This window comes from Halomonas caseinilytica, assembly GCF_001662305.1.
In the GTDB taxonomy this organism is placed as follows: domain Bacteria; phylum Pseudomonadota; class Gammaproteobacteria; order Pseudomonadales; family Halomonadaceae; genus Halomonas; species Halomonas caseinilytica.
Genome location: NZ_BDEP01000017.1, coordinates 144,859 through 170,359, shown reverse-complemented (window position 1 = coordinate 170,359; position 25,501 = coordinate 144,859). Strand labels below are relative to the sequence as shown.

The 25,501-nt window shown below is 63.8% G+C and carries 26 protein-coding genes; 5 read left to right on the top strand and 21 right to left on the bottom strand.

The window, feature by feature from the left end:
* Positions 1–54: 54 nt before the first annotated feature.
* The 13 genes from A9O65_RS12595 to A9O65_RS12535 all read right to left on the bottom strand — a co-directional run bounded on the left by A9O65_RS12595 (position 55) and on the right by A9O65_RS12535 (position 11,142).
* Positions 55–816, bottom strand: a complete 762-nt coding sequence (locus A9O65_RS12595; RefSeq protein ID WP_064702363.1) for a YciK family oxidoreductase — start codon at positions 814–816, stop codon at positions 55–57.
* Positions 817–836: 20 nt separating this feature from the next.
* Positions 837–1,634, bottom strand: a complete 798-nt coding sequence (gene ybgF / locus A9O65_RS12590; protein ID WP_064702273.1) for a tol-pal system protein YbgF — start codon at positions 1,632–1,634, stop codon at positions 837–839.
* 83 nt (positions 1,635–1,717) lie between these two features.
* A complete protein-coding gene (gene pal, locus A9O65_RS12585; RefSeq protein ID WP_064702272.1) occupies positions 1,718–2,257 on the bottom strand; it encodes a peptidoglycan-associated lipoprotein Pal in 540 nt (179 codons plus the stop codon).
* A gap of 28 nt (positions 2,258–2,285) precedes the next feature.
* Entirely contained in the window at positions 2,286–3,575 is a 1,290-nt protein-coding gene (gene tolB / locus A9O65_RS12580) for a Tol-Pal system beta propeller repeat protein TolB (protein WP_064702271.1), read from the bottom strand.
* Positions 3,575–4,549: a cell envelope integrity protein TolA gene (tolA, locus tag A9O65_RS12575; RefSeq protein WP_064702270.1), complete on the bottom strand. Its 975-nt coding sequence runs from the start codon at positions 4,547–4,549 to the stop codon at positions 3,575–3,577. Before tolA ends, tolB begins: the two co-directional genes overlap by 1 nt.
* A gap of 9 nt (positions 4,550–4,558) precedes the next feature.
* Complete coding sequence (gene tolR / locus A9O65_RS12570) at positions 4,559–4,999, bottom strand: protein TolR (RefSeq protein ID WP_064702269.1); 441 nt, start codon at positions 4,997–4,999, stop codon at positions 4,559–4,561.
* Between the two features lie 12 nt (positions 5,000–5,011).
* Complete coding sequence (gene tolQ / locus A9O65_RS12565) at positions 5,012–5,701, bottom strand: protein TolQ (protein ID WP_064698648.1); 690 nt, start codon at positions 5,699–5,701, stop codon at positions 5,012–5,014.
* Between the two features lie 25 nt (positions 5,702–5,726).
* Complete coding sequence (gene ruvB / locus A9O65_RS12560) at positions 5,727–6,749, bottom strand: Holliday junction branch migration DNA helicase RuvB (protein WP_064698434.1); 1,023 nt, start codon at positions 6,747–6,749, stop codon at positions 5,727–5,729.
* Between the two features lie 128 nt (positions 6,750–6,877).
* Positions 6,878–7,489 (bottom strand): Holliday junction branch migration protein RuvA, encoded by a 612-nt coding sequence (gene ruvA, locus A9O65_RS12555; RefSeq protein WP_064702268.1) that lies wholly within the window; start codon positions 7,487–7,489, stop codon positions 6,878–6,880.
* A gap of 133 nt (positions 7,490–7,622) precedes the next feature.
* On the bottom strand, positions 7,623–8,165 hold the full coding sequence (gene ruvC / locus A9O65_RS12550) for a crossover junction endodeoxyribonuclease RuvC (protein ID WP_064698432.1): 543 nt from the start codon (positions 8,163–8,165) through the stop codon (positions 7,623–7,625).
* Between the two features lie 18 nt (positions 8,166–8,183).
* The gene (locus tag A9O65_RS12545; protein WP_064702267.1) at positions 8,184–8,942 is read right to left on the bottom strand and encodes a YebC/PmpR family DNA-binding transcriptional regulator; all 759 of its coding nucleotides are present in this window, start codon (positions 8,940–8,942) and stop codon (positions 8,184–8,186) included.
* A 101-nt stretch (positions 8,943–9,043) separates the two neighbouring features.
* On the bottom strand, positions 9,044–10,825 hold the full coding sequence (aspS, locus tag A9O65_RS12540; RefSeq protein WP_064698430.1) for an aspartate--tRNA ligase: 1,782 nt from the start codon (positions 10,823–10,825) through the stop codon (positions 9,044–9,046).
* A 56-nt stretch (positions 10,826–10,881) separates the two neighbouring features.
* Positions 10,882–11,142, bottom strand: coding sequence for an FmdB family zinc ribbon protein (locus A9O65_RS12535; protein ID WP_064698647.1), 261 nt, complete (start codon positions 11,140–11,142; stop codon positions 10,882–10,884).
* A 272-nt stretch (positions 11,143–11,414) separates the two neighbouring features.
* Between A9O65_RS12535 and A9O65_RS12530 the strand changes: the two genes are divergently transcribed.
* The 3 genes from A9O65_RS12530 to A9O65_RS12520 all read left to right on the top strand — a co-directional run bounded on the left by A9O65_RS12530 (position 11,415) and on the right by A9O65_RS12520 (position 14,612).
* Complete coding sequence (locus A9O65_RS12530) at positions 11,415–12,347, top strand: D-2-hydroxyacid dehydrogenase (protein ID WP_064702266.1); 933 nt, start codon at positions 11,415–11,417, stop codon at positions 12,345–12,347.
* A 247-nt stretch (positions 12,348–12,594) separates the two neighbouring features.
* Entirely contained in the window at positions 12,595–13,494 is a 900-nt protein-coding gene (locus A9O65_RS12525) for a ribokinase (protein WP_064698428.1), read from the top strand.
* Between the two features lie 176 nt (positions 13,495–13,670).
* Positions 13,671–14,612: a nucleoside hydrolase gene (locus A9O65_RS12520; protein ID WP_064702265.1), complete on the top strand. Its 942-nt coding sequence runs from the start codon at positions 13,671–13,673 to the stop codon at positions 14,610–14,612.
* A 53-nt stretch (positions 14,613–14,665) separates the two neighbouring features.
* On the opposite strand, the gene A9O65_RS12515 is transcribed toward A9O65_RS12520, so the two are convergent.
* Positions 14,666–14,938 (bottom strand): acylphosphatase, encoded by a 273-nt coding sequence (locus A9O65_RS12515; RefSeq protein WP_064698426.1) that lies wholly within the window; start codon positions 14,936–14,938, stop codon positions 14,666–14,668.
* A gap of 175 nt (positions 14,939–15,113) precedes the next feature.
* Here A9O65_RS12515 and A9O65_RS12510 point away from each other — a divergent pair, with 175 nt between their 5' ends.
* Positions 15,114–16,151 carry a Glu/Leu/Phe/Val family dehydrogenase gene (locus A9O65_RS12510; protein ID WP_064702264.1) on the top strand — a complete coding sequence of 346 codons (1,038 nt, stop codon included), beginning with the start codon at positions 15,114–15,116 and terminating at the stop codon, positions 16,149–16,151.
* Positions 16,152–16,164: 13 nt separating this feature from the next.
* Here the strand turns inward: A9O65_RS12510 and A9O65_RS12505 are convergent, their stop codons facing one another.
* On the bottom strand, positions 16,165–17,244 hold the full coding sequence (locus A9O65_RS12505) for a YihY/virulence factor BrkB family protein (protein WP_244534407.1): 1,080 nt from the start codon (positions 17,242–17,244) through the stop codon (positions 16,165–16,167).
* A 142-nt stretch (positions 17,245–17,386) separates the two neighbouring features.
* Here A9O65_RS12505 and A9O65_RS12500 point away from each other — a divergent pair, with 142 nt between their 5' ends.
* The gene (locus A9O65_RS12500) at positions 17,387–18,481 is read left to right on the top strand and encodes a bifunctional nicotinamide-nucleotide adenylyltransferase/Nudix hydroxylase (protein WP_064698424.1); all 1,095 of its coding nucleotides are present in this window, start codon (positions 17,387–17,389) and stop codon (positions 18,479–18,481) included.
* Between the two features lie 32 nt (positions 18,482–18,513).
* On the opposite strand, the gene A9O65_RS12495 is transcribed toward A9O65_RS12500, so the two are convergent.
* The 6 genes from A9O65_RS12495 to A9O65_RS12470 all read right to left on the bottom strand — a co-directional run bounded on the left by A9O65_RS12495 (position 18,514) and on the right by A9O65_RS12470 (position 25,439).
* Positions 18,514–19,431: a LysR substrate-binding domain-containing protein gene (locus A9O65_RS12495; protein ID WP_064698423.1), complete on the bottom strand. Its 918-nt coding sequence runs from the start codon at positions 19,429–19,431 to the stop codon at positions 18,514–18,516.
* 102 nt (positions 19,432–19,533) lie between these two features.
* Positions 19,534–20,952, bottom strand: a complete 1,419-nt coding sequence (gene cls / locus A9O65_RS12490) for a cardiolipin synthase (protein WP_064702362.1) — start codon at positions 20,950–20,952, stop codon at positions 19,534–19,536.
* A 129-nt stretch (positions 20,953–21,081) separates the two neighbouring features.
* Positions 21,082–22,587, bottom strand: a complete 1,506-nt coding sequence (locus tag A9O65_RS12485) for a fumarate hydratase (RefSeq protein WP_064702263.1) — start codon at positions 22,585–22,587, stop codon at positions 21,082–21,084.
* Positions 22,588–22,772: 185 nt separating this feature from the next.
* Positions 22,773–24,794 carry an excinuclease ABC subunit UvrB gene (gene uvrB, locus A9O65_RS12480; RefSeq protein ID WP_064698421.1) on the bottom strand — a complete coding sequence of 674 codons (2,022 nt, stop codon included), beginning with the start codon at positions 24,792–24,794 and terminating at the stop codon, positions 22,773–22,775.
* 42 nt (positions 24,795–24,836) lie between these two features.
* Complete coding sequence (locus A9O65_RS12475) at positions 24,837–25,241, bottom strand: OsmC family protein (protein ID WP_064702262.1); 405 nt, start codon at positions 25,239–25,241, stop codon at positions 24,837–24,839.
* Entirely contained in the window at positions 25,242–25,439 is a 198-nt protein-coding gene (locus A9O65_RS12470) for a hypothetical protein (protein ID WP_064698419.1), read from the bottom strand.
* Between the last annotated feature and the right edge of the window lie 62 nt (positions 25,440–25,501).

The following is a 25,501-nucleotide window of genomic DNA, read 5'->3' as shown; positions in this document are numbered from 1 at the left end:
CAAACCGAATAGTGGCAAGCCGAACGCCGCCTGCCACTCCGACCCGATGCATCGTCAGGTGCGTGGCGGTTGGGCGTCGAATTTCTCGCCGTTGTGACCGCGACTGTCCGGCCCCATCAGCCACAGGTAGGTGGGCATGATGTCCTCGGGAGTCCGCAGGGTCATGGGATCTTCGCCCGGGTAGGCGGCCTTGCGCATGGCGGTGCGGGTCGCACCGGGGTTGAGACTATTGACGCGCAGGCTGCCAAGATGCTCGACCTCCTCGGCCAGCACCTCCACGAAGCCCTCGGTAGCGAACTTCGAGACCGAGTAGGCTCCCCAGTAGGCACGCCCACGTCGCCCGACACTCGACGAGGTGAAAATCACCGAGGCGTCCCGGGAAGCACGCAGCAGGGGCAACAGCGCCTGGGTCATCCACAAGGGACCGTTGACGTTGACCTGCATGACCTGCTCCCACAGGGCCGGGTCGTACTGCTCGAAGGGCGTGATGCGTCCCAGCAGGCCGGCGTTGTGCAGGATGCCATCCAAACGACCGAACTCACCATCAAGCGTCTCGGCCATGTCGTGGAAGTCCTTGAGCGTCGCCCCCTCGAAGTTGAGCGGGAAGATCGCTGGCTGCGGCCCTCCCGCTGCCTCGATCTCGTCGTAGACGCTCTCCAGCTTGGCAATGGTTCGGCCAAGCAGGATCACGGTGGCACCATGGCGGGCATAGCTCAGGGCAGCCGCTCGTCCGATGCCATCACCGGCGCCGGTCACGAGAATGACACGATCGGCGAGCAGATCATCGGCCGGCGCATAATCGATCTTGCAGGGCATCATGGCTCACCTCGCTGGGGTCAGTTGCCCGATTGCCTGAGGAAATCGTCGGCAAGACTGGCGGCACTGCTGTCCGGGAACTCTTCCTGCACCCGGTCGAGCAGCTCACGACTGCCCTCAGGATCGCCCTGACGCGCCTTGAGCAGCCCCAGCTTGTAGAGAGCATCCGGCACCTTGTTGCTATCGGGAAAGTCCTCGATGACACGACGGAAGGCCTCTGCTGCGGCATCCAGCTCGGATTCCGCGGAGTGGAGCTCACCGAGCCAGTAATGGGCGTTGGCGGTCAGATCACTGTCAGGATACTGCTCGATGAAGTCCTCGAAGGCCTGCCTGGCAGCACCGAAATCCCGGTCCTGAACCTTGGCAAAGGCGGCCTGATAGGCTTCGCGACCGGCGGCATCATTGCCGGCACTGGCACCCGACGATGATGAGGAGGCGGCCGCTGCATCCCGTGCGCTCGATGCATCAGGCGAGGGCTCGCTGCTTGCAGAGGATGAAGCACCGGCTTCAGCACTCGTCAGACGATCCTCGATGTCCATGTATTGCTGGCGGGTCTGCTTGCGCAGTTGCTCCAGTTGATAACGCAGCTCCTCGACCTGGCCTCGCAGACGGCGCAGCTCTTCCTGATTGCGTTGCACCCGGTTGAACAGCACCAGGCTGCCGCCGGCCTCCTCGCGAGTAGCGGCCTGGTCGTAGAAATTGCTGTTACCGGCGGACAGATCCCTGACCACCGGTTGCTGGGCCACGGCTGGCAAACTCACGGCCAACGGCAGTCCGAAGATGCCCAGCGTGCACAGTCGTTTGAGACCTTGTCTCATCGCGTATCCCCTCGTCGCGGATGTCGTCGGGGCCGTGCGGGGAAGCGCTTGCGCGCTTCACACCGCATCTTTTCGGCGTCGGCTCAGTAGGCGAAGACGACCCGACGATTCTGGGCGTAGGCTTCCTCGTTGCTGCCACGCGCGGCGGGACGTTCCTCGCCATAGCTCACGACTTCCACTTGCGACGGGGACACGCCTTCCACGCTCAGGAACTCTTCGACGGCACCGGCACGACGCTCGCCGAGGGCGAGGTTGTATTCACGGGTGCCGCGTTCGTCGGTGTGTCCTTGAAGGACCACGTTGGCATCGGGGTTGTTGCGCAGGAAACGGGCGTGCGCATTCAGTACCGACTGGAACTCGGGACGGATAGCATCGCTGTCGAAGGCGAAGTAGATGGTCCGCACCTCGGGAATGCGGGAGTCGGCCATCTGACCGGAACCGTCGCTCAGGCCGCTACCGCTGACCTGGCCGGTGCCGGTGCCACTGGTGCCGGCACCACTACCGCTACCACTTCCACTACCGGACATGGAGCCGTCCTGAGTGCCACCGGTGCTGGAGCACCCGGCCACGAAAGCCAGGGAGAAAGCGACGGCCAAGGACCGGGCATAGGGCTTGAGTTGCATCGTAGGACTCCTTGCGCTACTGGATCGATCAGTTCAGAAACGGTGACCACGCGGGTTCGCGCACATCACCCTGGGCCGCGGGCAGACGGAACGAGGCGCGTCCATCCGCGGATACGGCCCCCAGCACACCACGACTTCCCTGCTGGGTGGCGAAGATTACCATGGTGCCATTCGGTGCGACACTGGGCGACTCGGCTTGCCGGGCATCGCTGAGTTCGACCAGTCGGCCGCTGTCCAGATCTTGCCGGGCGACCTGATAGCCATTGTTGCCCTTGTGGATCAGGAAGATCGCCTCACCGTCCGGCGCAAACCTTGCCCGGGCATTGTAGTTGCCGGTGTAGGTCAGGCGTTCGGGGTCTCCGCCACCTAGCGCCTGACGATAGATCTGAGGGCCACCGCTGCGATCCGAGGTGTAGATCAGGCTACGGCCATCCGGCGACCAGGACGGCTCGGTCTCGATGCTAGGGCTGTTGGTAATCCGCTGCAGGTCACGCGAACCGATGTCGATGGTATAGATTTCCGGCTGCCCGTCGCGGGACAGCGCCATGGCCAGCTTGCGGCCGTCCGGCGACCAACTCGGTGCACTGTTCAACCCCTCGAAGGACGTCAACTTCACGCGCCGACCGCTGCTGACTTCCTGGACGTAGATCGCCGGGCGTTCACCCTCGAACGACACATAGGCCAGCTTGCGGCCGTCCGGCGACCAGGCTGGTGACATGATCGGCTCATCGGAGCTCAGCGCCTGCTGGCTGTTGTGGCCGTCGGCGTCGGCAACGAACAGCTTGAACGACATGTCATCGCCGACACCCTCGGAGGTGACATAGGCGATGCGCGTGGAAAAGGCGCCACGAATACCGGTGATCGCTTCGAACACCTGGTCGCTGATGCGGTGTGCGGCTGCCCGCAGCTGATCGGGATTGGCAGTCACGGTCTCGCCCAGCATGCGGGATTCACCGCTGACGTCCATCAGCTCGTAGCGCACGCGCACTCCCTCTCCTTCGCGGGAGACACGCCCCACCACCATGTAGCGGGTATCCAGGGCCTTCCAGTCACCGTAGCGCACCTCGTCGCTGCTGGAAGGCTGCTCGAACATCGCCTCACGCTCGAGGGGATCGAAATAGCCACTGCGCTCGAGGTCATCGGCGACGATCTGGGCCAGGTCTTCGGGCAGGCTGGCGCCTTCATTGGCGAACGGCACCACCGCGATGGGCGTGGCCTGTTCATTGCCACGGGTAATATCGATGGTCAGTTCGGCTTGGGCAAGCGGCGCGCACAACAGCAGCAGTGCCGTCAGCCAAGTGGTCATCAAGGCTCTCATCAGCGAATGTCCCCCGGACGGAAGTTGAGATTGAACTCACGATAGTCCCGCTGGACCGATGCGGGCAATTCACGCAACTCGGAAAATGGTGCAGCAGACTCCACCGCCTGGATCGCCGCGCGATCAAACGCGCTGTTGCCGCTGCTGCGCGCGATGCTGGCAGAGAAGACTTCACCGGATGGCCCCAGACGAATCGCGACCAGGGCATTGGCATTGTCGGGCACGTTGGGTGGAATCACCCAGGCCTGCTCGACGGCCTGCCGAACGAGATTGATGAAGCCGTTGGCCGCTTGCTGGGCTTGCTCGGCATTGGCCGCCGCTTCGGCCTCACCGGCGATGGCACGATCGAGACTGTTCCGGGCCGCTTCGGCGGCACGCTGCGCGGCTTCTTCCTCACGTCGACGCTGCTCTTCGGCCTCACGCTGCCGACGTGCCTCTTCCTCTGCCTGGCGCTGGCGTTCGGCTTCTTCCTCACGTCGACGCTGCTCTTCGGCCTCGCGCTGCCGACGTGCCTCTTCCTCCGCCTGGCGCTGACGTTCGGCTTCTTGCTGTTCCCGACGTTCGGCCTGAGCCCTTGCCTCCTCCGCTCGGCGCTCGGCTTCCTCGGCGGCGGCCTGGGCCGCTTCGAGAGCCTCGGCACGTTCCTGCTCGGCCTGGCGCTGGCGTTCGGCTTCGCGTTGACGCTGCTCTTCAGCCTCGCGTTGACGTTGCGCTTCCGCTTCCTCGGCCTCGCGGGAAGCCTCATCTTCCGAGGTCTCGTCAGCCTGTGACGACGCCTGAGGCTCGGTGGCCCGCTGGGCTTGATCGGTGGTCGTTTCGGTACTGACCAGCGTGGCCTGCACGATGGATTGGCTCGGCGGCTCGCTCTCCGCCGAAGGGAAGCGAATCACGCTGACCACCAGAATGCCCAGGTGCAGGGCGATGGCGAGCAGGGTCGGCAGGCCATAGCCCACGCGTCGATGCTGTCTGGCCATGATGGTTCCTCAGGACTCCCCGGGCGGTGGCTCGGAAATTAACCCGACATTGGCCACGCCGGCGGTCTGCAGGGTACCCATCAGGGTCACCACCTGCCCGTAGGACACATTGCGGTCACCACGTACCAGTACCCTGGTATCCGGGTGGCGCTCCATCAGGACGATCACCCTTTCGCTGAGTTCGTCGAGGCTCACCTGGGTCTCGTCTCCGCCCAGGCTGACGAAATACTGGCCTTCTCGGTCCACCGAGACGATGATCGGATCGCGGTCCTCGGTGTCCTCGATGGGCTCCGATACCGTCTGGGGCAAATCCACGTCGACGCCCTGAGTCAGCATCGGCGCGGTGATCATGAAGATCACCAGCAGCACCAGCATGACATCGATGAACGGCACCACGTTGATCTCGTTCATCGGCCGGCGCCGATCCATGCGGTTGAAGGGTCCGTGCATGACGTCTCTCCCTCAGCCTTCGGTCGTTTCGCCGCGACCCTGCAGGTTGCGGTGCAGGATGGAATGGAATTCCTCGGCGAAATCCTCGTACTTGCCCAGCAGACGAGATGACTCGGCGGACAGGCGATTGTAGAAGATCACCGCCGGGATGGCCGCGAACAGCCCCATGGCGGTGGCGATCAACGCCTCGGCGATCCAGGGCGCGACCGTGGTCAGCGTAGCCTGCTGGGCCATGGACAGTGACTGGAAGGAGCCCATGATGCCCCATACGGTGCCGAACAGGCCGATATAGGGACTGGACGAGGCCACGGTGGCCAGAAAGACCAGGTGCAGATTGAGCCGATCCTCTTCTCGCGACCAGGCCACGCGCATGCTGCGCTGGACACCATCGAGAATCGCCTGGGGGCTCCGGGTCTTGGGCAGCAGTCGATTGAACTCGCGAAAACCGGCCCGGAAGATGTGTTCGGTTCCCAGGGTTTCTTGCTCCACCGGCGTTTCCCGATACAGTTCGTTGAGGTCGACTCCGGACCAGAAGCGGTCCTCGAATTCACGATGCGCCTTGCGCGCACGGCGCATCACGAAGCTACGCTGGAAGATCACCACCCAGGACAGCAGCGAGCCGATCAGCAGCAACAGCATCACGGCCTGGACCACGCCGCTGGCGTTCATGATCAGGTGGGGAATGGACATGGCGTCGTTCACGGGCATCCTCGTCGGTCTTGGCTGATCAGTCTTGGCGTGGCGCCTGGTCGTCCGGAGCCAGGCCGAAGTGCTGCCAGGCCTGCCGGGTCACCACACGTCCACGCGCGGTACGCATCATCAGTCCCTGTTGAATCAGGTAAGGTTCAATGACGTCTTCGATGGTGTCGCGTTCCTCGCCGATGGCCGCGGCCAGGGAGTCGACACCAACAGGGCCTCCATCGAACTTCTCGATCATCGCCAGCAGCAGGCGACGGTCCATGTGGTCCAGGCCATGATGGTCCACATGCAGCATGTTCAATGCCTGATCGGCGATCCTGGCATCGATCTGACCACCACCCCGGACCTCGGCGAAGTCGCGTACCCGACGCAACAGGCGATTGGCGATTCGCGGCGTGCCCCGGGAACGTCGCGCCACTTCCATGGCGCCGTCAGCATCGCTTTGCACGCCGAGCAGCTTCGCCGAGCGAGTCACGATCTCGGTGAGTTCCTCGACGGAATAGAACTCCAGACGCTGGACGATCCCGAAGCGATCGCGCAGCGGTGAGGTCAGTAGTCCCGCCCGGGTAGTGGCCCCGACCAGGGTGAAGGGCGGCAGGTCGAGCTTGATCGAACGGGCCGCCGGCCCCTCGCCGATGACGATATCCAGCTGGAAATCCTCCATGGCCGGATACAGAACTTCCTCCACCACGGCGGAAAGCCGGTGAATCTCGTCGATGAAGAGCACATCGCCAGGCTGCAGATTGGTGAGCATCGCCGCCAGGTCGCCGGCTTTCTCCAGGACAGGCCCCGAGGTGGCCTTGAGGCCCACGTCCATCTCGGTGGCGATGATGTTGGCGAGCGTCGTCTTGCCCAGGCCGGGCGGCCCGAACACCAGGGTATGATCCAGGCTTTCGCCCCGTCCGCGAGCGGCACTGATGAAGATGTCGAGCTGTTCGCGCACCCGCGTCTGACCGATGTAGTCGCTCAGGTGTCGGGGACGGATGGCATGATCGAGCCGCCCTTCGCCTTCCCGGGTCTCGGCACCGATCAGTCGGTCGGTTTCCAGCATGCGACTCCTCCCTCGGGAAAACGCGGCTCGAATGTCGGCTCATGCCGATTACGGCACGGCGCATCGGCCTCCGGCAACGGATGCCGTTCTGCTCCGGCTTGGCCACGGTCAATGCTCGGAATCATGTCTCAGCCCGCCATCCGGCGCGCGAGCGCCGCCTTGATCATGGCTTCCGTGCTGCCCTCTTCCTCGAGGCCGGACAGCATGCGGGTAGCTTCCGACGGCTTGTAGCCCAGGCTGACCAGGGCGGCCTCGGCATCGGCCAGCGGATCCTTCGGCGACGGGGGCGCCGCTCCCCGTCCGATGTCGTCGGTGGAAACGTCGATGCTGTCCTGCCAATGCGGGAAACGGTCACGCATTTCGATGACCAGACGCTCGGCGGTTTTCTTGCCGACGCCCGGCAAGCGAGTCAAGGCCTTGATGTCGTCATCCATCACGCAGCGGATGAAGGCATCCTCGTCCATGCCCGATAGGATCGCCAGAGCCAGCTTGGGGCCGATGCCGTTGACCTTGATCAGGGCGCGGAACAGGGAGCGCTCCTGCTCCCGGGCGAAACCATACAGCAGGTGGGCATCGTCACGAATGCTGAGATGAGTGTACAGCGACACCTCCTCGTTGCAGCCTGGCAATGCCAGCAACGTGGTCATCGAGGCTTCAAGCTCGTAGCCGACCCCGGCCACGTCCACCACCAACCAGGGCGGCTGTTTTTCCAGCAGAGTGCCTCGCAGGCGTCCGATCATGGCGTGTCACAATCCTTGGTCATGAATCCGTCGCGGCGATACGCGCCGCGACCACTATACTGGTCCCCCAGGCCGCTTGCCAGCCCGCTTGAACGGCGTTCGACATCACCTCGGACGTCGCCGATGCGCGACATCAGGAAGGTCGAAAATCCCGCCAGGATGTTCCCTTTCCCCGTCGACGTCCTCCTCCGTAACTGCCTCGGTTGATCAGCCCCGACCGCGCATGGGCATGCGTCAGGGCAATCGCCAGGGCATCCGCCGCATCAGCCTGGGGAGAACCGTCCAGGCCCAGCACGGCCGTCACCATGTGCTGGACCTGAAGCTTGTCCGCCCCGCCGCTGCCGGTCACCGCCTGCTTGATCTGGCGCGGTCCATATTCGCTGACCGGCAAGCCATGGTTGGCGGCACAGACGATGGCCGTTCCTCGGGCCTGCCCGAGCTTCAGGGCAGAATCGGCATTCTTGGCCATGAACACCTGCTCGATGGCGAACTCGCCGGGTCCATGCACGCCGATCAGCTCGCTTATGCCGGCATAGACCTGGGCCAGGCGCTGGGCCAGGTCGTCGCCACGGGTACGGATACAGCCACTGGCGACATAGCGCGGCGTGGCCGTGGTGACGTCCAGCACGCCATATCCCGTGATCCGCGACCCCGGATCGATCCCCAGGATCAGCATCGCCCGCTTCCTTCAGTGTCAGACATCGTCGTGCAGCGCCTCCATGATGTCATCGGCGAAATCCGCATTGGTGTAAACATTCTGCACGTCATCCAGATCCTCGAGGCGATCCACCAGCGTGATGATGCGCCGCCCCAGTTCGACATCCTCGATCCTGGCGTAGTTGTCCGGATACAGGCCGACGTCGCTGGCCGTCGGTTCGAGGCCGGCTTCGACCAGGGCATCCTTGACCGCTCCGAAACTGTCCGGCGTGGTCACGACTTCCAGGCGACCATTCTCGAGCGTCTCGATCTCCTCGGGCTCGGCCTCCAGCGTCGCCTCCATGGCGGCTTCCTCGCTCGTGCCTTCCGGCAACGTCAAGCGCCCCTGGCGATGGAACATGAAGGCCACCGAACCGGTCGTGCCGAGATTGCCACCATGCTTGTTGAAGGCGTGTCGTACCTCGGAGACGGTACGGTTACGGTTGTCGGTCATGGCCTCGACCATCATGGCCACTCCTTCGGGACCATAGCCTTCGTAGACGACCTCTTCCATGTCGTCTCCATCGGTGTTCCCGGCCCCCCGGTCCACCGCCCGCTGGATGGTGTCCTTGGTCATGTTGTTGGCCAGGGCCTTGTCGATGGCCGCACGCAGTCGAGGGTTGTCGGCCGGCTCTGCGCCGCCGTGGCGTGCTGCCACGGTCAGCTCGCGAATCAGCTTGGTGAAGATCTTGCCCCGCTTGGCATCCTGGGCGGCCTTGCGGTGCTTGATGTTGGCCCACTTGCTGTGACCTGCCATGCCATTCCCTCATTCTAGATGCTGGATTTCATGCCGCTTGAAACGAGACCGGCGCCCCTCGGGCGCCGGTTCGCATCAAGTGACGAGCCACAACGGCACCTTCAGTCGCCGCCGTTCTCCGCCTTGGCCTTCTGTCGCAGACGGATGTTCAGCTCCTTGAGCTGCTGGCCGCTGACCTCGCCCGGCGCGTCGGTCATCAGGCAGGCCGCACTCTGCGTCTTCGGGAAGGCGATCACTTCACGGATCGTCCGGGCCCCGCCCATCAGCATGACCAGACGGTCGAGACCGAAGGCCAGGCCTCCATGGGGCGGCGCGCCATACTGGAGAGCGTCGAGCAGGAAGCCGAACTTCTCGCGAGCCTCTTCCTCGCCGATACCCAGCACCTCGAGCACGGTCTGCTGCATCGCCTGGTCATGGATACGAATCGAGCCGCCACCAAGCTCGGTGCCGTTGAGCACCATATCGTAGGCACGGGAAAGCGCGTCGGCGGGCCGCTGCTTGAGCGTCTCGACATCGCAGGATGGCGCGGTGAACGGGTGGTGCAGCGCCTGCAGGCGACCGTTGTCGTCTTCCTCGAACATCGGGAAGTCGACCACCCACAGCGGCGCCCACTCGGCGGTGTAGAGATCGAGGTCCTCGCCCAGGCGCACGCGCAGCGCACCGAGCGCCTCATTGACGATACGAGCCTTGTCGGCACCGAAGAAGATGATGTCTCCGTCCTCGGCACCGACGCGGTCCAGCAAGGGCTCGACGACCCCATCCATGAACTTGACGATGGGCGACTGCAGTCCCTCGATGCCGCTGGCCCGGTCGTTGACCTTGATCCAGGCCAGGCCGCGAGCGCCATAGATGCCGACGAAATTGGTGTAATCGTCGATCTCCTTGCGTGACAGCGAAGCGCCGCCCTTGACCTTGAGTGCCGCGACACGGCCGTCATCGGCATTGGCCGGCCCGGAGAAGACCTTGAAGTCGACGTCCTTCATCAGATCGTCGACATCGACGAGTTCCAGCGGGATGCGCAGGTCCGGCTTGTCGGAGCCGAAGCGGCGCATGGCCTCGGCATAGGGCATGCGCGGGAATTCGGGCAATTCGACATCCAGCACTTCCTGGAACAGCTGACGAATCATCCCCTCGGTGATGGCCATGATGTCGTCTTCCTCGACGAAGGAGGCCTCGAGGTCGATCTGGGTGAACTCCGGCTGACGATCGGCGCGCAGGTCCTCGTCGCGGAAGCACTTGGCGATCTGGTAGTAGCGGTCGAAGCCGGACACCATCAGCAGTTGCTTGAACAACTGCGGCGATTGGGGTAGAGCGAAGAAGCTGCCCGCATGGGTACGGCTGGGCACCAGATAGTCCCGCGCACCCTCCGGCGTCGCCCGGGTCAGGATCGGCGTCTCGATATCCAGGAAGCCCTGGTTCTCGAGATAGGCACGCACAGTGTGCGAGATCCGCGAGCGCAGACGCAGCTTGTCGATCATCTCCGGCCGGCGCAGATCGATGTAGCGATGCTTGAGACGGATCTCCTCGCCGACCTTGCCATGCTCGTCGAGCTGGAAGGGGGGCGTCGCGGCGGTATTGAGCACCTCGACGTCCTTGGCCAGCACCTCGATCATGCCGGTCGGCATGTTGGGGTTCTGGGTGCCTTCCGGACGCAGGCGAATACGGCCGACGATGCGCAGCACATACTCGCTGCGAGCGCGGTCAGCATTGGCGAAGGCCTCGGCGGTATCGGGATCGACCACGACCTGGGCGATACCGTCACGGTCGCGCATGTCGAGGAAGATCACGCCACCGTGGTCACGGCGGCGATGCACCCAACCGCACAGGGTGACCGTCTGGTCCACCATGGTCTCGTTCAACTGGCCGCAATAATGGCTGCGCATGTCGTATCCTGTTTATCGTGTTCCGTGGGTAGAGTGAAACGGCAAATCGGCGCGGCTCAGGCCGCCGTGCCGTCCTTGCTCGATGTCTCGGCGGCCTTGCCACCCTCGTTGCCGCCAGCCAGGTTCTTCTTGCTGCCGGTCTTGAAATCGGTCTCGTACCAGCCACCACCGGCCAGGCGGAAGCCCGCGGCCGAGACCAGACGTCCGAGTTCGGACCGCTCGCAAGCCGGGCAGTCGGTCAGTGGAGCGGCACTGAGCTTCTGCAACTTTTCCAGGCGATGGCCGCAGGCCTTGCACTCATATTCGTAGATGGGCATGGTCATGATTCTCCCGGTAACGATGTCCCATGAGCCCCGCGACAGTGCGCGGTCGTGATGCTCGTACTGCATCGTTCTGCGATATAGGGTCGGCCTGCGGATAATCCAAGCCTGACGCGAAGGCCGCATATTATAGCCCGTTGGAGGCCTCGAGGCCCAGCCCCGGGGATTCCCTTGGCCATTCGGCTGCGCGGGTCGCAGGCTCGTCGACGAATGCCCCGGTCGCTGCGCCCCGTCCTTCATCCATTCACCCCCAGAGCAAGGATTCCGCCATGCATGCCGTCATTCTCGACGCCGCCAGCCTAGGTCCGGACATCGATCTCTCGCCGATCGAACGCCAGGTCACGCAGCTGACATGCCACGACTTCACGGCCACCGATGAGGCCGCCGAACGACTGACCGATGCCGATGTGGCCATCGTCAACAAGGTGAAACTGGGCGCCGAGACCCTGGAAGCGTTGCCCCGGCTGCGCCTGATCTGCGTACTGGCCACCGGCACCAACAACATCGACATGGCGGCCGCCGAACGCCTGGGGGTCGAAGTCCGCAATGTCACCGCCTATGGCACCGCCAGCGTGGCTCAGCACAGCCTGATGATGATCCTAGCCCTCGCTGCCCGGCTGCCGCGCTATCAGGATGACGTCGCCCAGGGGCGCTGGAACACGAGCCCTTTCTTCTGCCTGATGGAACATCGAACCTTGCAACTCGAGGGCAAGCATCTGGTGATCGTCGGCCAGGGAGAGCTCGGCAGCCGAGTGGGAAAACTGGCCGAGGGGCTCGGCATGCAGGTGAGCTTCGCCGCCCGGCCGGGCGCGGACAGCGGCGGTGATCGCCGCTCTTCACTGGCCGAGCTGGCTCCCACGGCCGATGTCGTCAGTCTCCACTGCCCGCTGACCGAGGCCACTCATCACCTGATCGATGCCGACATGCTTGCCCGGCTCAAGCCAGCTTGTCTGCTGATCAACTGTGCCCGAGGCAGCATCATCGACGAAGAGGCTGCCCTGACGGCGCTACGCGAAGGTCGCCTGAGCGGCCTGGGCGTCGATGTGCTGCCTGAAGAACCGCCGAGGAATGGCCACCCTTTGCTGGATGCCCTTGCGGAGCCACTGAACCTGATCGTGACGCCCCATAATGCCTGGATCGCGCCCGAAGCCCGTCAGCGCATCGTCGAACTGACGGCACAGAATCTGGCAGATTCGGCTTGATCTCCTGTTGACTCCCGAAGTTCTGGCAAGAGTTTCGCCATGACAGGCCTTTAGGGTGCTCGATGGCCAGGGCCACCGCGGCGTGTTTTCGGGGGGGATCAGTGTGATTTGTGGTTTAGCTACAACTAGATAACGGTATAAAGTCGATACGATCCCGTGTACAGGTTGCGCGCACTCTTTCGGACTTGGATACTCATGCTCCATGAATGCCCCACCTTCCCACTCCTGACATCAACTCGGAATCGGCATGCTGCACAATTTCGGCTCGATCAACCTCGACCACTTCTACCGTGTCCCCCACCTGGTTCGCCCGGGGGAAACCCTCGCTGGGCATGATTATCGCGTCGGTCTCGGTGGCAAGGGAGCCAACCAGTCGCTGGCCATGGCCCGGGCCGGGGGGCAGGTTCGTCACTGGGGACGCCTCGGCCGGCACGATGCCTGGGCCAAGGAACTGCTGGAACAAGCCGGGGTGGATACCGAGACCATCATGCTGGTCGATGAGCCTGGCGGTCATGCCATCATCCAGGTCGACGACCAGGGCGAGAACGCCATCCTGCTCTTCCCTGGCGCCAATCATGGCTTCAGTGAAGCGTCGCTGGATGAACTGATCGAAGCCGCCGCCCCCGACGATTGGCTGCTCGCCCAGAACGAGTGCAACGCCCTGGCATGGGTACTGGAACGGGCTCATGCCAAAGGCATGCAGATCGCTTTCAATCCGGCCCCGATGACCGAGGAAGTGGCCGCCCTGCCCCTGGAGCTCTGTCAGCTACTGTTCGTCAATCGTGGCGAGGCCGAGGCGCTGACCGGGCTGCCGGAAGGCGCCGCCGCGAATGAACTGCTCGACGCTCTCGCCGCGCGCTTGCCCGACACGGAGACGGTGCTGACCCTGGGCGGTGACGGCGCCTGGTATCAACATGGCGAGACACGTCTTTTCCAGCCGCCCCTGCCCGTCACGCCACGCGACACCACCGCCGCCGGCGATACCTTCATCGGTTATTACCTCGCGGCCCGACAGGCCGGCATGCCGGCCGAGACCTGTCTCGAGCGTGCTGCCACGGCGGCCGCCATCGGCGTTCAGCGCCTCGGCGCCACCGAGAGCATCCCTGAGCTTGCCGATGTCGAAACCCTGCTTGGTCAGGGCACTTAGCATGTATTTCCAAGCTTTCAGTGGCAGTGAGCATCGGGGATAAGGCAACGCGAGGGTCCTGCCATGGATGGCAAAGGTAGCGCCCATGGAAGGGGTCACAGCGCCCTCGCGAAGGCTTGTCACCGTAAAGCCCCTTTAGGCTTTGAAAGCCTCTCAACCCCGGACAAGGAGCCACCATGACACATCCGATCATCTTCGATACCGATCCGGGCGTGGACGATGCCCAGGCGATCGCCATCGCCCTGGCGCACCCGGACATCGAGCTGCTGGGCATGACCACGACCTATGGCAACGTGGATGTCACCACCGCGACCCATAACGCCCTGCTGCTGGCCGAACTGGCCGACACGACCATCCCCGTGGTCCAGGGAGCGGCCGCGCCACTGGTCAAGCCACGCCACCCGGCTCCCGCCCACATCCACGGCGCCAACGGCCTGGGAGACATCGAGCTGCCGAGCGTACAGGGGCAAGCCGAGTCGCGCAGCGCCGCGCAATTCATCGTCGACACTGTCAACGCGCGCCCCGGCGAAGTCTCGCTGGTCGCCGTCGGTCCACTCGGCAACCTGGCGGCCGCCCTCCAGCTCGATCCCACCCTGATCGACAAGGTCAAACAAGTCGTGGTGATGGGCGGTTCGATCAAAGAAGGCGGCAATGTCACACCCGTGGCCGAGGCCAACATCTTCAACGACCCTCACGCCGCCGCACGGGTGCTGACGGCTGGCTGGCCGCTGGTCATGGTTGGCCTCGACGTGACCCACCGTTGCGTCCTCTCGCCGTCTCACATGGCGCGCATTGAAGCCAGCCAGGGCAAGCTCGGCAAGGTGCTGGCCGGCAGCTACTCCTTCTACCGCGACTTCTACCGGGAAATGCTGGGTATCGACGGTTGCTGCCCACACGATAGCTGCGCCCTGGCCTGGCTGGTTCGACCGGACCTCTTCACCACCCAGCGCGGCCACCTCAACGTTGCCACCGAAGGCGAGGCCGAGGGGCAGACCATCTTCGCGCCGGAACATCGCGGCTACATTGAGCCTCGCTGGTCACAGACCCCGCTCACCGATGTCTGTCTCGGCGTTGACGGCGAGGCCGTCGTCGAGTGGATCACCGAGACCCTTGCCTGATGTCGTGCGAGCTTTCTGTCCATCGCCGAGCATAGGCACTTTTCGGAAACGGCCTAGCCGGTCGTGAAGGAATCCGGCTCATGCACCTCCACGCCTTCGAGCTCGACATGGGTCACCCGAGCATCGGGTGGCCCTTTCCATAGCCACTCGCCGAGCTCGCGCACCGCCTCGGCACGACCACACATCAACACCTCGACACGCCCGTCGGGCAGGTTGCGCGCATGCCCGGTCACGCCGGCCTGCAGCGCCTTTTCCTGGGTCGCGCGTCGATACCAGACACCCTGGACCTTGCCGGTCACCAAGGCCCTCACGCAACGCCTCTCCATGCTGTCTCCTCCCGGATCGTCATCACGCCTGCTGCGATAGTTCGCTTCTGCCTCAAGGGACTACCCTTTAAGATGACACAAGGTGGACGCCGGCCAAAAGCCATCGCGACGCCAAGCGCTCGTCCTACCCGGACGACAGCACCACAACAACCATCCTCAAAAGGGAGTCTGCATCATGTCGGTCTTCTCTCACCCCGAGTTCGACCACCACCAGCGCATCGTTTTTGGCGACGATCCCACGAGCGGCCTGCGGGCCATTGTCGCCATCCACGATACTCGGCTAGGCCCGGCCCTGGGCGGCCTGCGCATCTTCCCCTACGCCAGTGACGATGAGGCATTGACCGATGTGTTGCGCCTGTCCCGCGGCATGACCTACAAGTCGGCGCTGGCCGACCTGCCGCTGGGCGGCGGCAAGGCCGTGATCATCGCCGACCCGCGTCGCGACAAGACCCCGGAACTGCTGCGCGCCATGGGCCGGCTGGTCGATTCGCTGAACGGCGACTACATCACCGCCGAGGATTCCGGTTCGAGCGAAGCCGATATGCGGGTGATTGCAGAGACCACCGAGCATGTCGGCGGCCTCGGCCGGGAAGGTGCCTCCGGCGACCCTTCCCCCTTCACTGCCAGGGGCGTTTTCTGCGCCATGCGCAGCGCCGTGCGTCACGGCCTGGACCGGGAGGATTTCGATGGCTTGCGGGTGGCCATCCAGGGAGTCGGCCACGTCGGTGCCCAACTGGCTCGGCAATTGCACGAAGCCGGGGCTCACTTGATCATGACCGATGTCGATCGGGACGCCCTGGGGCAACTCGCCGCCTCGCTCGACGCGGAGATCACCGCCCCCGACGACATCGTCGAGGCCGATGTCGACGTCTTCGCGCCCTGCGCCATGGGAGCAGCCCTGTCGCCTTCTGTGGTCGAGCGACTCAAGGCCCGCGTGGTCTGCGGCGCGGCCAACAATCAACTGGCCAGCCCGGAGATCGCCGACATGCTGCAGTCGCGCGGCATCCTCTATACGCCGGACTATGTCGCCAATGCCGGAGGCGTGATCGAGATCGCCTGGCAGCGACGCCAGGACTATCGGCGCGAAGCGGTCATGTCACACATCGCCGGCATCGAAACCACCCTGAACGAGATCTTCGCGCGAGCCCGCCGAGAAAACCACGATCCCGCCAGCGTGGCCGAAACTCTCGCACGGGAGCGCTTTCGCGGCTGATACCGCCCCGGGGTCAGCCGGAATCTCTGGCCGTCGCCTCGGATGACGAACAAGCATCTGAGCCCTGCCCCTCATCGGCGTCGGGTGCTTGTTCCCGCTGCTTCCGCCCCCGCGGCCAAGCCGGCATCTTCAGGCCCTTGCCGCGTTTCTCGCGCATCTCGTCGAGCAGTTCATGCTTGACCAGCACAGCACTGTTGCGCGGCACGATCTCACACCCCTTGGCCACCAGATGGCACTTGGTGAAGGCAGCACCGAACAGCAGGATTAACGAGGAGTAATAGACCCACAGCAACACCACGACCACCGAACCGGCGGCGCCATAGGTCGAGGCCGTGGCCGTGTAGGCCAGGTAGGTGGCGATGGCCGTACGTCCCACCGCGAACAGAAGGGCCGTGACGACGGCGCCCACCAGCACGTCGCGCCAACGCAGCACCACATCGGGCAGGACCTTGAAGATGGTCGCGAACAGTGCCGACACCAGGGCCAGCGAGACAAGAAACTCCGCGCCACTGGTCAGGAAACCGACGAAGGGCAACAGCCCATCGGCCGCTTTCAGCATCGCCTTGACCATCACGCCGAGGGCCAGTGACACCAGCAGGATGAACCCGATCGACAGTACCACCGTCAGTGACAGGGTCCGGTTCTTGATGAAGATCCACAGGCTGTTGCTGCTCGGACGCGCGGTAACGCCCCAGAGCGTGTTCAACGAGAACTGCATCTGACCGAACACGGTGGTCGCACCGACCAGCAAGGCACCGATGCCGAGCAGCGTCGGCAGAATCCCGGATTCCTGGATGCGTGACTGGGAGACGGCGTTCTGCACGAGTTCGGCGGCGCTCGCGCCCATGGTGCCCTCGAGCTGGGCAACTATCTGCCCTTGGGCCGCTTCCTCTCCCAGCACCAGACCGATCACGGTCACTGCGATGATGACCGTCGGCGCCAGGGAAAACAGCGTATAAAAGGCCAGTGAGCCGGCATAGCTGAAGGCATTGCGTTCCAGCCAGAGCTTCACGGCACCACTCACCACGGTCCACCAGAACCGGACGAAATCGCGAACCAGAGTCCAGGCGGTCATCACGCTTTGCTTGATCACGGCAGTTCCTCACATTCCCTTGCTGATGTCACAGCATACCGAAGGCGGCCACGGAGGTGCAGGGCGAATCGCTTGCCGGCGGTGGAGAATTGCGTGCTCCGAGGCGGGTCACCATAATGGTGGTTTTCCTTGGAGCGATGCCATGACCGCGACGCCAGACGCCGAACACCCTGATCGCGACTTCGACTGTCTGGTCTTCATCGGCCGCTTTCAACCGACGCATCTCGGCCACCTGGCGGTCATTCACCAGGCCCTCAAGCGGGCTCGCCAGGTCATCGTCCTGATCGGCTCCGCCTGGCAGGCCCGTTCGCTGCGTAACCCCTGGCTTTTCGACGAGCGCCGCCGCATGCTGCGCAGCGCCTTCGACGACGAGGACAACGAGCGTCTGGAGATCGTGCCGCTGCTCGACGCGCTCTACAACAACGATGTGTGGGTGCGCGACGTGCAGCGCAAGGTCCGCGACATCGCATCGCCCCGCCATGCCCGGCTGCCGCGCATCGGCCTGATCGGCGCCAGCCGGGGGCAATCGAGCTATTACCTGTCCCTCTTTCCCCAATGGGAATCGGTCAGCGTACCGATGGTCGAGGGAATTTCGGCCAGCCAGATCCGGGAGCGACTGTTCCGCTCGCCAATCGCCGCCGCCGACTATGCCAGTGCCGGTGCCTCCCACGACCTCCCGCCCGGCGTGATCGACGGTATCCGGCGATTCCTCGAGACCGACGCCTACGAGCAACTGGTCGAGGAGCAGAGCCTGCTGGATCAATATCGGCAGGCCTGGGCCCAGGCTCCCTACCCTCCGGTCTTCGTCACCGTCAGTGCGGTGGTGGTGCAATCCGGCCACATCCTGCTGGTCAAGCGCACCGCCGCGCCCGGCAAGGGGCTGTACGCCCTGCCCGGGGGATTCATCAATCCACAGGAGCGCCTGCTGGATGCCTGCCTGCGCGAACTGCGCGAGCGGGTACGACTCAAGGTTCCCGAGCCTGTTCTCAAGGGCTCGCTGCGCGGCCAGCGCCTCTTCGACGAACCTCACCGTAGCTGGCGTGGCCGCACCCTGGCCGAAGCCTTCTACTTCGCCCTGCGCCCCGACCAGCAACTGCCCCGCCTGAAGCCGGTCAAGGGCGGCGATCATGCGCGTTGGGTACCACTCGCCGACCTCGAACCGGATGGCCTGTTCGAGGACCACTTCTTCATCATTCAGAACTTCCTGGGGTTACCCGCCGACTTCAGTCAGCCATGAGCCAATGGGCTGACACCTGACCACCGCCCTGCTCAGGCCTGCAGGAAGTCCCTGGGCAACTTCATCATCTGCCGCCAGAGCTTCTCCACGCCGGGCTTGTGCACCAGCGAGCAACGATACAGCCGGATCTCCAGAGGGACGTCGTTCTTCTCGTCGCCCGCTCGAACGAGCCGGCCATCATTGAGCTCCTGGCGAATGCAGAAATCCGGTATCCAGGCCATGCCGACGCCCTGCATGACCATGCCCTTGAGCCCTTCGGCCATGGCGGTCTCGTAGACGGTCCGCAGACGCATGCGCAATGGGTCGTTCTTCAGCAGCATCCGCACGCTGCGTCCCAGGAAGGCGCCCTGGGTATAGGAGAGATAGGGAATCGCCTCACCGCTCTCGAGCGAGAAGCGTGGCCGTCCCCGCTCATCCGGCAGACAGACCGGCAACATCTTGACCTGACCGATGGAAAAGGAGGGAAATACCTCAGCATCGAGCTGCATGCTGGCATAAGGATCATAATACGCCAGCATCAGATCGCAGTTGCCCTCGCGCAGCACATGAATGGCATCGCCCACGTTCATCGCCACCAGCCGGGTCGGCAATTCGCCGACGCCCTTCTGCAACCGGGAGATCCATTGCGGATAGAAACTCAATGCCAGGGAATGTGCGGCCACGATATCCAGCGCCTCATTGGCGATGGAAAGCCCCCGCAGGTGGCCAAGACTCTCGTTGAGCTGTTCGACCATGCTGCGTGCGGTAACCAGGAAAAGCTGGCCTTCCGGTGTGAGATCCACCGGCGTGGTGGAGCGGTCGACCAGCGTGACGCCTACCGCCTGTTCCAGGGAGCGTATACGCCGGCTGAAGGCCGGCTGAGTGACATGGCGCTGTCGCGCCGAAGCGGAAAAGCTGCGCGTATTGGCCAGGGCAACGAAGTCTTCCAGCCACTTGGTCTCGAGGTTCACCACGACTCCCGGTCATTGATGCATGGACGACTCCCGTCCGGAGCCGTTCGTACGCTCGGCGTGAGCGTAATGTACCGCAGCCACCGATCCATCCCAAGCGGATCACTGTACGGGGGCGAGAAGATAAGCGGCTCGTGACAGCAACTTGCGCCACAGCGCGCGAGACTCGATCTCCTCGAGCGTGACCTCGCGACAGACGACGAAGTCGCGCACCAGCATGTCGTGCACCTCGGCGGCGAAATGACGGTCCGGCACCACGGCCGTGATCTCGAAATTGAGCCGGAAGGAACGGTTATCGAGATTCACGGTGCCCACGCTGGCCGCCACGTCATCGATCAAAATGACCTTCTGATGCAAAAAGCCCGGCTGGTAGCGATACACCTTCACACCGGCGCGCAGCATGTCGGGAAGAAAGGAAAAGGCCGAGAGGAAGACCAGCAGGTGGTCCGGCCGCTCCGGCATCATGATGCGCACGTCCACCCCACGCATGGCGGCCAGCCGCAGGGCATCCTGGACGCTGTGATCCGGCACGAAATAAGGGCTCGTCACCCAGAGACGCTCGTGGGCGCTGTGAATGGCATGCTGCACCAGCAGGCTGGCGGTTTCCTGGGGATCCGCCGGTCCCGAGGGCACGATCACCACGTTCTGGCTCTCCTCGCAGGTAACCTGCGGCGTCCAGGTCAGGCTGATCACCTCCCCCGTCGCCCAGTGCCAATCCTCCCAGAACGCTTCCTGGAGCCCCAGCACGCTGGGCCCCACCAGGCGCAGATGGGTATCGCGCCAATGGCCATGCCGTGGGTTCTGTCCCAGGTACTCGACACCGACGTTGAACCCACCGACCCAGCCTTCGCGACCGTCGACCACCAGCACCTTGCGGTGATTGCGGAAGTTCAACTGGAAACGATGGCGCAGACCCCGGGAGGAATGGAAGGCGCTCACGTCCACTCCCGCGTCACGCAGATCGCGCAGATAACGCTCCGGCAGCTTGTGGCAGCCGATCTCGTCGTAGAGAAAATAAACACGCACGCCCCGCTCGGCGGCGTCTTGCAATCGATGTTTGAAATCGCGCCCCAGGGAATCATCGCGAACGATGAAGAACTGCACCAGAACATACTGCTTGGCCCTGTCGATGCCCGCGAACAGGCTCTCGAAGGTCGATTCGCCATCCACCAGCAGTTCCGTGCGGTTGCCGCTGGTCAACGGCATCATCGCCAGCTTCTCCACGGCCATCACGTCGGCTTCCTTCGCCCCGGCCAGATAGGGTTCGACCAGATCGCGATAGCGCGCCAGCACCCGGCGCAGCACGGAATCCCGCTCGCCTCGCGCCGACACATAGCCATAGAAGCGCGGCCTGCCGAACACCCAATAAGCCGGCACGGCCAGATAGGGTACGGCGACCAGCGAAATGATCCAGGCGACCGCCCCCTGAGAGGTACGGCTGGACATCAATGCCTGGATCGCCGACAGGATGCCAAGCACATGAAGCGCGAGAATCAGTACGCCGAACAGCCAGGAAGCCATGCTCATACCCTTTCCGTGGGATAACGTCGATGATCGACGGCCAATAGCATACGCGCTACGACAACGGCCCCGCCAGTCGACGGGGCCGTTGTCGCAGGCATCCACGACGCAGCGAATGGGCAGAGCGCCTCAGGCGCGCTCGGCGATGATCTCCTTCCACTTGGCCGGCCCGGTCTGGTGTACCGAGGTGCCCGCGCTGTCCACGGCAACGGTCACCGGCATGTCCTCGACCTCGAACTCGTAGATCGCTTCCATGCCGAGATCCTCGAAGCCGACAACACGCGCCTGCTTGATCGCCTGGGCCACCAGGTAGGCGGAACCGCCGACCGCCATCAGATAGACGGCCTGGTTGTCGCGTATCGCTTCGATGGCCGCCTCGCCGCGCTCGGCCTTGCCGACCATTCCCAGCAGACCGGTCTGCTCCAGCATGGTCCGCGTGAACTTGTCCATCCGGGTGGCCGTGGTCGGGCCAGCCGGACCGACCACCTCGTCTCCGACGGGATCCACCGGTCCCACGTAATAGATGAAGCGCCCCTTCAGGTCCACGGGCAACGGCTCGCCCTTGGCGATCATGTCGACCATTCGCTTGTGAGCGGCGTCACGGCCAGTGAGCAGCTTACCGTTGAGCAGCAGGGTGTCGCCGGGCTGCCAGGTACGGATTTCCTCAGCGGTGATCGCATCGAGATCGACACGCTTGACGTTGTCGCCGGCCTCTCGGGTGATTTCCGGCCAGTCCTCGAGCTTGGGCGCCGGGAGAGCGGCCGCCCCGGACCCATCCAGCGTGAAGTGCGCGTGACGCGTCGCCGCACAATTAGGAATGATCGCCACCGGCTTGTTGGCGGCATGGGTCGGATAGTCCTTGACCTTGATATCCAGTACCGTCGTCAGACCGCCAAGCCCCTGGGCACCGATGCCGGTCCGGTTGACCTTGTCGTAGAGCTCCAGGCGCAACTCCTCGGCACGGTTCGATGCCCCGCGCGCCTGAAGTTCCTGGATGTCGATGGGGTCCAGCAACGATTCCTTGGCCAGTTCCATGGCCTTCTCGGCGGTACCGCCGATGCCAATGCCCAGCATGCCCGGCGGGCACCAGCCAGCGCCCATCTTCGGCAATTGCTCGAGCACCCAGTCGACCACGCTATCAGAGGGATTGAGCATGGCGAACTTCGACTTGGCCTCGCTGCCGCCGCCCTTGGCGGCCACATGGACCTCTACGGTGTCGCCGGGCACCAGCTTGTGGTGAATCACCGCCGGGGTGTTGTCGCGGGTGTTCTGTCGCTTGCCGTCGGGGTCGGCCAGCACCGAAGCACGCAGGACGTTGTCCGGCAACAGATAGGCTCGGCGCACGCCCTCGTTGATCATGTCATCAAGACTCATGTCCGCCTCGAAGCGCACATTCATGCCCACATGCACGAAGACAGTGACAATGCCGGTATCCTGGCAGATCGGGCGATGGCCGGTGGCACACATCCGGGAATTGATCAGAATCTGGGCGATGGCGTCCTTGGCAGCGGGGTTTTCCTCCCGCTCGTACGCCTCCGCCATGGCATCGATGAAATCCTTGGGATGGTAGTAGGAAATATACTGCAGGGCGTCGGCGACACTCTGGATGAGGTCGTCCTGGCGAATCACGGTCATGAGCAAGTCGCTCCTTTGTGGGTCGACGCGCCCGCTTCTTTACCGACCCGAAACGCCGGCGGCGGGCTTCAAGGAGCGCTCATCATACCCTAACCTTCGCTTCTCCGGCAGCTTGACACCCGGCGATAGTGCGGATCAACACTAGATAGATAACGGTATAAATCCTGCATCCTCTGCCTTGGCATTTACCCTATCGCCAACTGGCGCTCCTTGAGCGCCTGCAGCTTATCCCTCAGCCGCGCGGCTTCCTCGAACTCGAGGTTCTGCGCGGCCTCGACCATGGCATCCTCCAGTCGCGTCAATTCCTTCTGCAGTTCCGCCGGCGACAGTGAGTCCGGATCGTAGATCGCCGCCCCTTCGGCCACCTTGCGCTCGGTCTTGCGACCCTTGCCCTTGCGCCCCGGCGTCTCGGCCGACTCGAGGATATCGGCCACCGAACGCGATACCGTTACCGGCGTGATGCCGTGCTCCTCGTTATGAGCCATCTGCTTGGCGCGCCGGCGCTCGGTCTCGTCGATGGCACGCCGCATGGAGTCGGTGATCCGGTCACCATAAAGCACCGCCTTGCCGTGAGCATTGCGCGCCGCCCGACCGATGGTCTGAATCAGCGAACGTTCGTTGCGCAAGAAGCCTTCCTTGTCGGCATCGAGCACGGCCACGAGCGAGACTTCGGGAATATCCAGGCCCTCGCGCAGCAGGTTGATTCCCACCAGGACATCGAACTTGCCGAGTCGCAGGTCGCGGATGATCTCCACCCGCTCGACGGTGTCGATGTCGGAATGCAGGTATCGCACCCTGACATCGTGTTCGTCCAGGTACTCGGTGAGATCCTCGGCCATGCGCTTGGTCAGGGTGGTGACCAGAACACGCTCGTCCACTGCACTGCGCGCCCGGACTTCCGAGAGCAGATCATCAACCTGGGTGGAGGCCGGACGCACTTCGATCTCGGGGTCGAGAAGCCCGGTAGGACGCACCACCTGTTCGACGACCTGCCCGGCGTGCTCAGCCTCGTAGGGGCCCGGCGTGGCCGAGACGAACACGGCCTGGGGGCAGATGCGCTCCCACTCCTGGAATGTCATGGGGCGATTGTCCAGCGCCGAGGGTAGCCGGAAGCCGTATTCCACCAGCGTTTCCTTGCGTGAACGGTCGCCCTTGTACATGCCCCCAACCTGGGGAATGCTGACGTGGGACTCGTCGATGAACAGCAGGGCATCCGCAGGCAGGTAATCGAAGAAGGTGGGCGGCGGCTCGCCGGGCGCCCGCCCCGAGAGATAGCGGGAATAGTTCTCGATGCCGTTGCAGTAACCAAGCTCCAGCATCATCTCGATGTCATAGAGCGAACGCTGCTCCAGTCGCTGCGCTTCGACCAGCTTGTCGTGTTGTCGCATCCAGGCCAGCCGCTCCGCCAGCTCCTCCTTGATCGAGTCGATGGCCCCCATGATGGTTTCGCGCGGCGTCACATAATGCGTCTTGGGATAGATCGTCATACGTGGCACCTTGCCCCGGACCTCACCGGTCAGCGGGTCGAACAGGCTGATCTGGTCGATCTCGTCGTCGAACAACTCGACCCGTACCGCCTCGTCCTCGGCATCGGCCGGGAAGATGTCGATGACATCGCCGCGTACCCGGTAGGTCCCCCGCTTGAAGTCCAGGTCGTTGCGGGTGTATTGCAGCTCGGCCAGTCGCCGCAGGAAGGCACGCTGGTCGATGAGCTCGCCGCGATTGAAGTGCAGGCGCATCTTCAGATACTGGTCGGGGTCGCCGAGGCCATAGATCGCCGAGACCGAGACCACGATCAACGCATCGCGGCGCTCGAGCAACGCCTTGGTGGCGGAAAGCCGCATCTGCTCGATGTGATCGTTGATCGAGGCATCCTTCTCGATGAAGGTATCCGAGGAAGGCACATAGGCCTCGGGCTGATAATAGTCGTAGTAGGAAACGAAATATTCGACGGCATTCTCGGGAAAGAACGCCTTGAACTCGCCATAGAGCTGGGCGGCCAGGGTCTTGTTCGGCGCCATGACGATGGTCGGGCGCTGCAGTCGCTCGACGACGTTGGCCATGGTGAAGGTCTTGCCCGACCCGGTCACGCCGAGCAGCGTCTGGTGGGCCAGGCCGGCCTCGAGCCCCTTGACCAGGCCATCGATGGCCGCGGGCTGATCCCCGGCGGGCTCGAACTTCGATTCCAGACGAAACGGCTTGCTCATCGGTTCTCCCTGCAGTATTGACTCTCCGACCGGGATATCCGGCTATACCGAACGACGCGTCGTGATCTCGACGTCGGACGTTGTCATCAGGCGGTGGATCGGGCACTTGTCGCTGATGTCCTCGAGTCGCTCCCGCTGCGCTTCGTCCAGATCGCCATGAAAGCTCATGACCACCTCGAGGCGATAGACACCCCGCGCCTCGTCGCGTTCATCGCGCTTGACCGTCACCTCGACGCCTTCCAGAGGCCACCCCTTGCGCTGCGCGTACATCCGGGCGGTGATGGCCTTGCAGGCACCCAGCGAAAGGTCGAAATAATCGTGAGGATCCGGCGCCTGGCCATCGCCACCAAATGCCTCGGGCACACCGACGAGCAGATCCTCGAATCCGTCGATGGTGGCCCGCTCGCGTAACCGGCCATTCCGCTCGCTGCGGAGACATATGCTCATTCAGGACACCTCGATTCCCAGCCCTAGCGACTGGATGGCCTCGATCACGGCCTGACGACGCACATTGCCATCCACATCGGCACCGTGTCGCCCCACCTCGACACTCTCGACGCCATCCAGCATCATCAGGGCAGTGGTGATGCGATTGACCTGATCGGCGTTCTCGACGCCCTTGAACCCCAGCGACAACTGCGCCATGTATCCGGCTCCATTGACCTTAGAACATTGGTCTTCGAGTCTAGCACGACGCCCGCTTGGCT

Bases quoted from the DNA above. Each gene is read 5' to 3' on its own strand.
- A9O65_RS12595 (WP_064702363.1), bottom strand. From the start codon at position 816: ATGCCCTGCAAGATCGATTATGCGCCGGCCGATGATCTGCTCGCCGAT.
- ybgF (WP_064702273.1), bottom strand. From the start codon at position 1,634: ATGAGACAAGGTCTCAAACGACTGTGCACGCTGGGCATCTTCGGACTG.
- pal (WP_064702272.1), bottom strand. From the start codon at position 2,257: ATGCAACTCAAGCCCTATGCCCGGTCCTTGGCCGTCGCTTTCTCCCTG.
- tolB (WP_064702271.1), bottom strand. From the start codon at position 3,575: ATGAGAGCCTTGATGACCACTTGGCTGACGGCACTGCTGCTGTTGTGC.
- tolA (WP_064702270.1), bottom strand. From the start codon at position 4,549: ATGGCCAGACAGCATCGACGCGTGGGCTATGGCCTGCCGACCCTGCTC.
- tolR (WP_064702269.1), bottom strand. From the start codon at position 4,999: ATGCACGGACCCTTCAACCGCATGGATCGGCGCCGGCCGATGAACGAG.
- ruvB (WP_064698434.1), bottom strand. From the start codon at position 6,749: ATGCTGGAAACCGACCGACTGATCGGTGCCGAGACCCGGGAAGGCGAA.
- ruvA (WP_064702268.1), bottom strand. From the start codon at position 7,489: ATGATCGGACGCCTGCGAGGCACTCTGCTGGAAAAACAGCCGCCCTGG.
- ruvC (WP_064698432.1), bottom strand. From the start codon at position 8,165: ATGCTGATCCTGGGGATCGATCCGGGGTCGCGGATCACGGGATATGGC.
- A9O65_RS12545 (WP_064702267.1), bottom strand. From the start codon at position 8,942: ATGGCAGGTCACAGCAAGTGGGCCAACATCAAGCACCGCAAGGCCGCC.
- aspS (WP_064698430.1), bottom strand. From the start codon at position 10,825: ATGCGCAGCCATTATTGCGGCCAGTTGAACGAGACCATGGTGGACCAG.
- A9O65_RS12535 (WP_064698647.1), bottom strand. From the start codon at position 11,142: ATGCCCATCTACGAATATGAGTGCAAGGCCTGCGGCCATCGCCTGGAA.
- A9O65_RS12530 (WP_064702266.1), top strand. From the start codon at position 11,415: ATGCATGCCGTCATTCTCGACGCCGCCAGCCTAGGTCCGGACATCGAT.
- A9O65_RS12525 (WP_064698428.1), top strand. From the start codon at position 12,595: ATGCTGCACAATTTCGGCTCGATCAACCTCGACCACTTCTACCGTGTC.
- A9O65_RS12520 (WP_064702265.1), top strand. From the start codon at position 13,671: ATGACACATCCGATCATCTTCGATACCGATCCGGGCGTGGACGATGCC.
- A9O65_RS12515 (WP_064698426.1), bottom strand. From the start codon at position 14,938: ATGGAGAGGCGTTGCGTGAGGGCCTTGGTGACCGGCAAGGTCCAGGGT.
- A9O65_RS12510 (WP_064702264.1), top strand. From the start codon at position 15,114: ATGTCGGTCTTCTCTCACCCCGAGTTCGACCACCACCAGCGCATCGTT.
- A9O65_RS12500 (WP_064698424.1), top strand. From the start codon at position 17,387: ATGACCGCGACGCCAGACGCCGAACACCCTGATCGCGACTTCGACTGT.
- cls (WP_064702362.1), bottom strand. From the start codon at position 20,952: ATGGCTTCCTGGCTGTTCGGCGTACTGATTCTCGCGCTTCATGTGCTT.
- A9O65_RS12485 (WP_064702263.1), bottom strand. From the start codon at position 22,587: ATGACCGTGATTCGCCAGGACGACCTCATCCAGAGTGTCGCCGACGCC.
- uvrB (WP_064698421.1), bottom strand. From the start codon at position 24,794: ATGAGCAAGCCGTTTCGTCTGGAATCGAAGTTCGAGCCCGCCGGGGAT.
- A9O65_RS12475 (WP_064702262.1), bottom strand. From the start codon at position 25,241: ATGAGCATATGTCTCCGCAGCGAGCGGAATGGCCGGTTACGCGAGCGG.
- A9O65_RS12470 (WP_064698419.1), bottom strand. From the start codon at position 25,439: ATGGCGCAGTTGTCGCTGGGGTTCAAGGGCGTCGAGAACGCCGATCAG.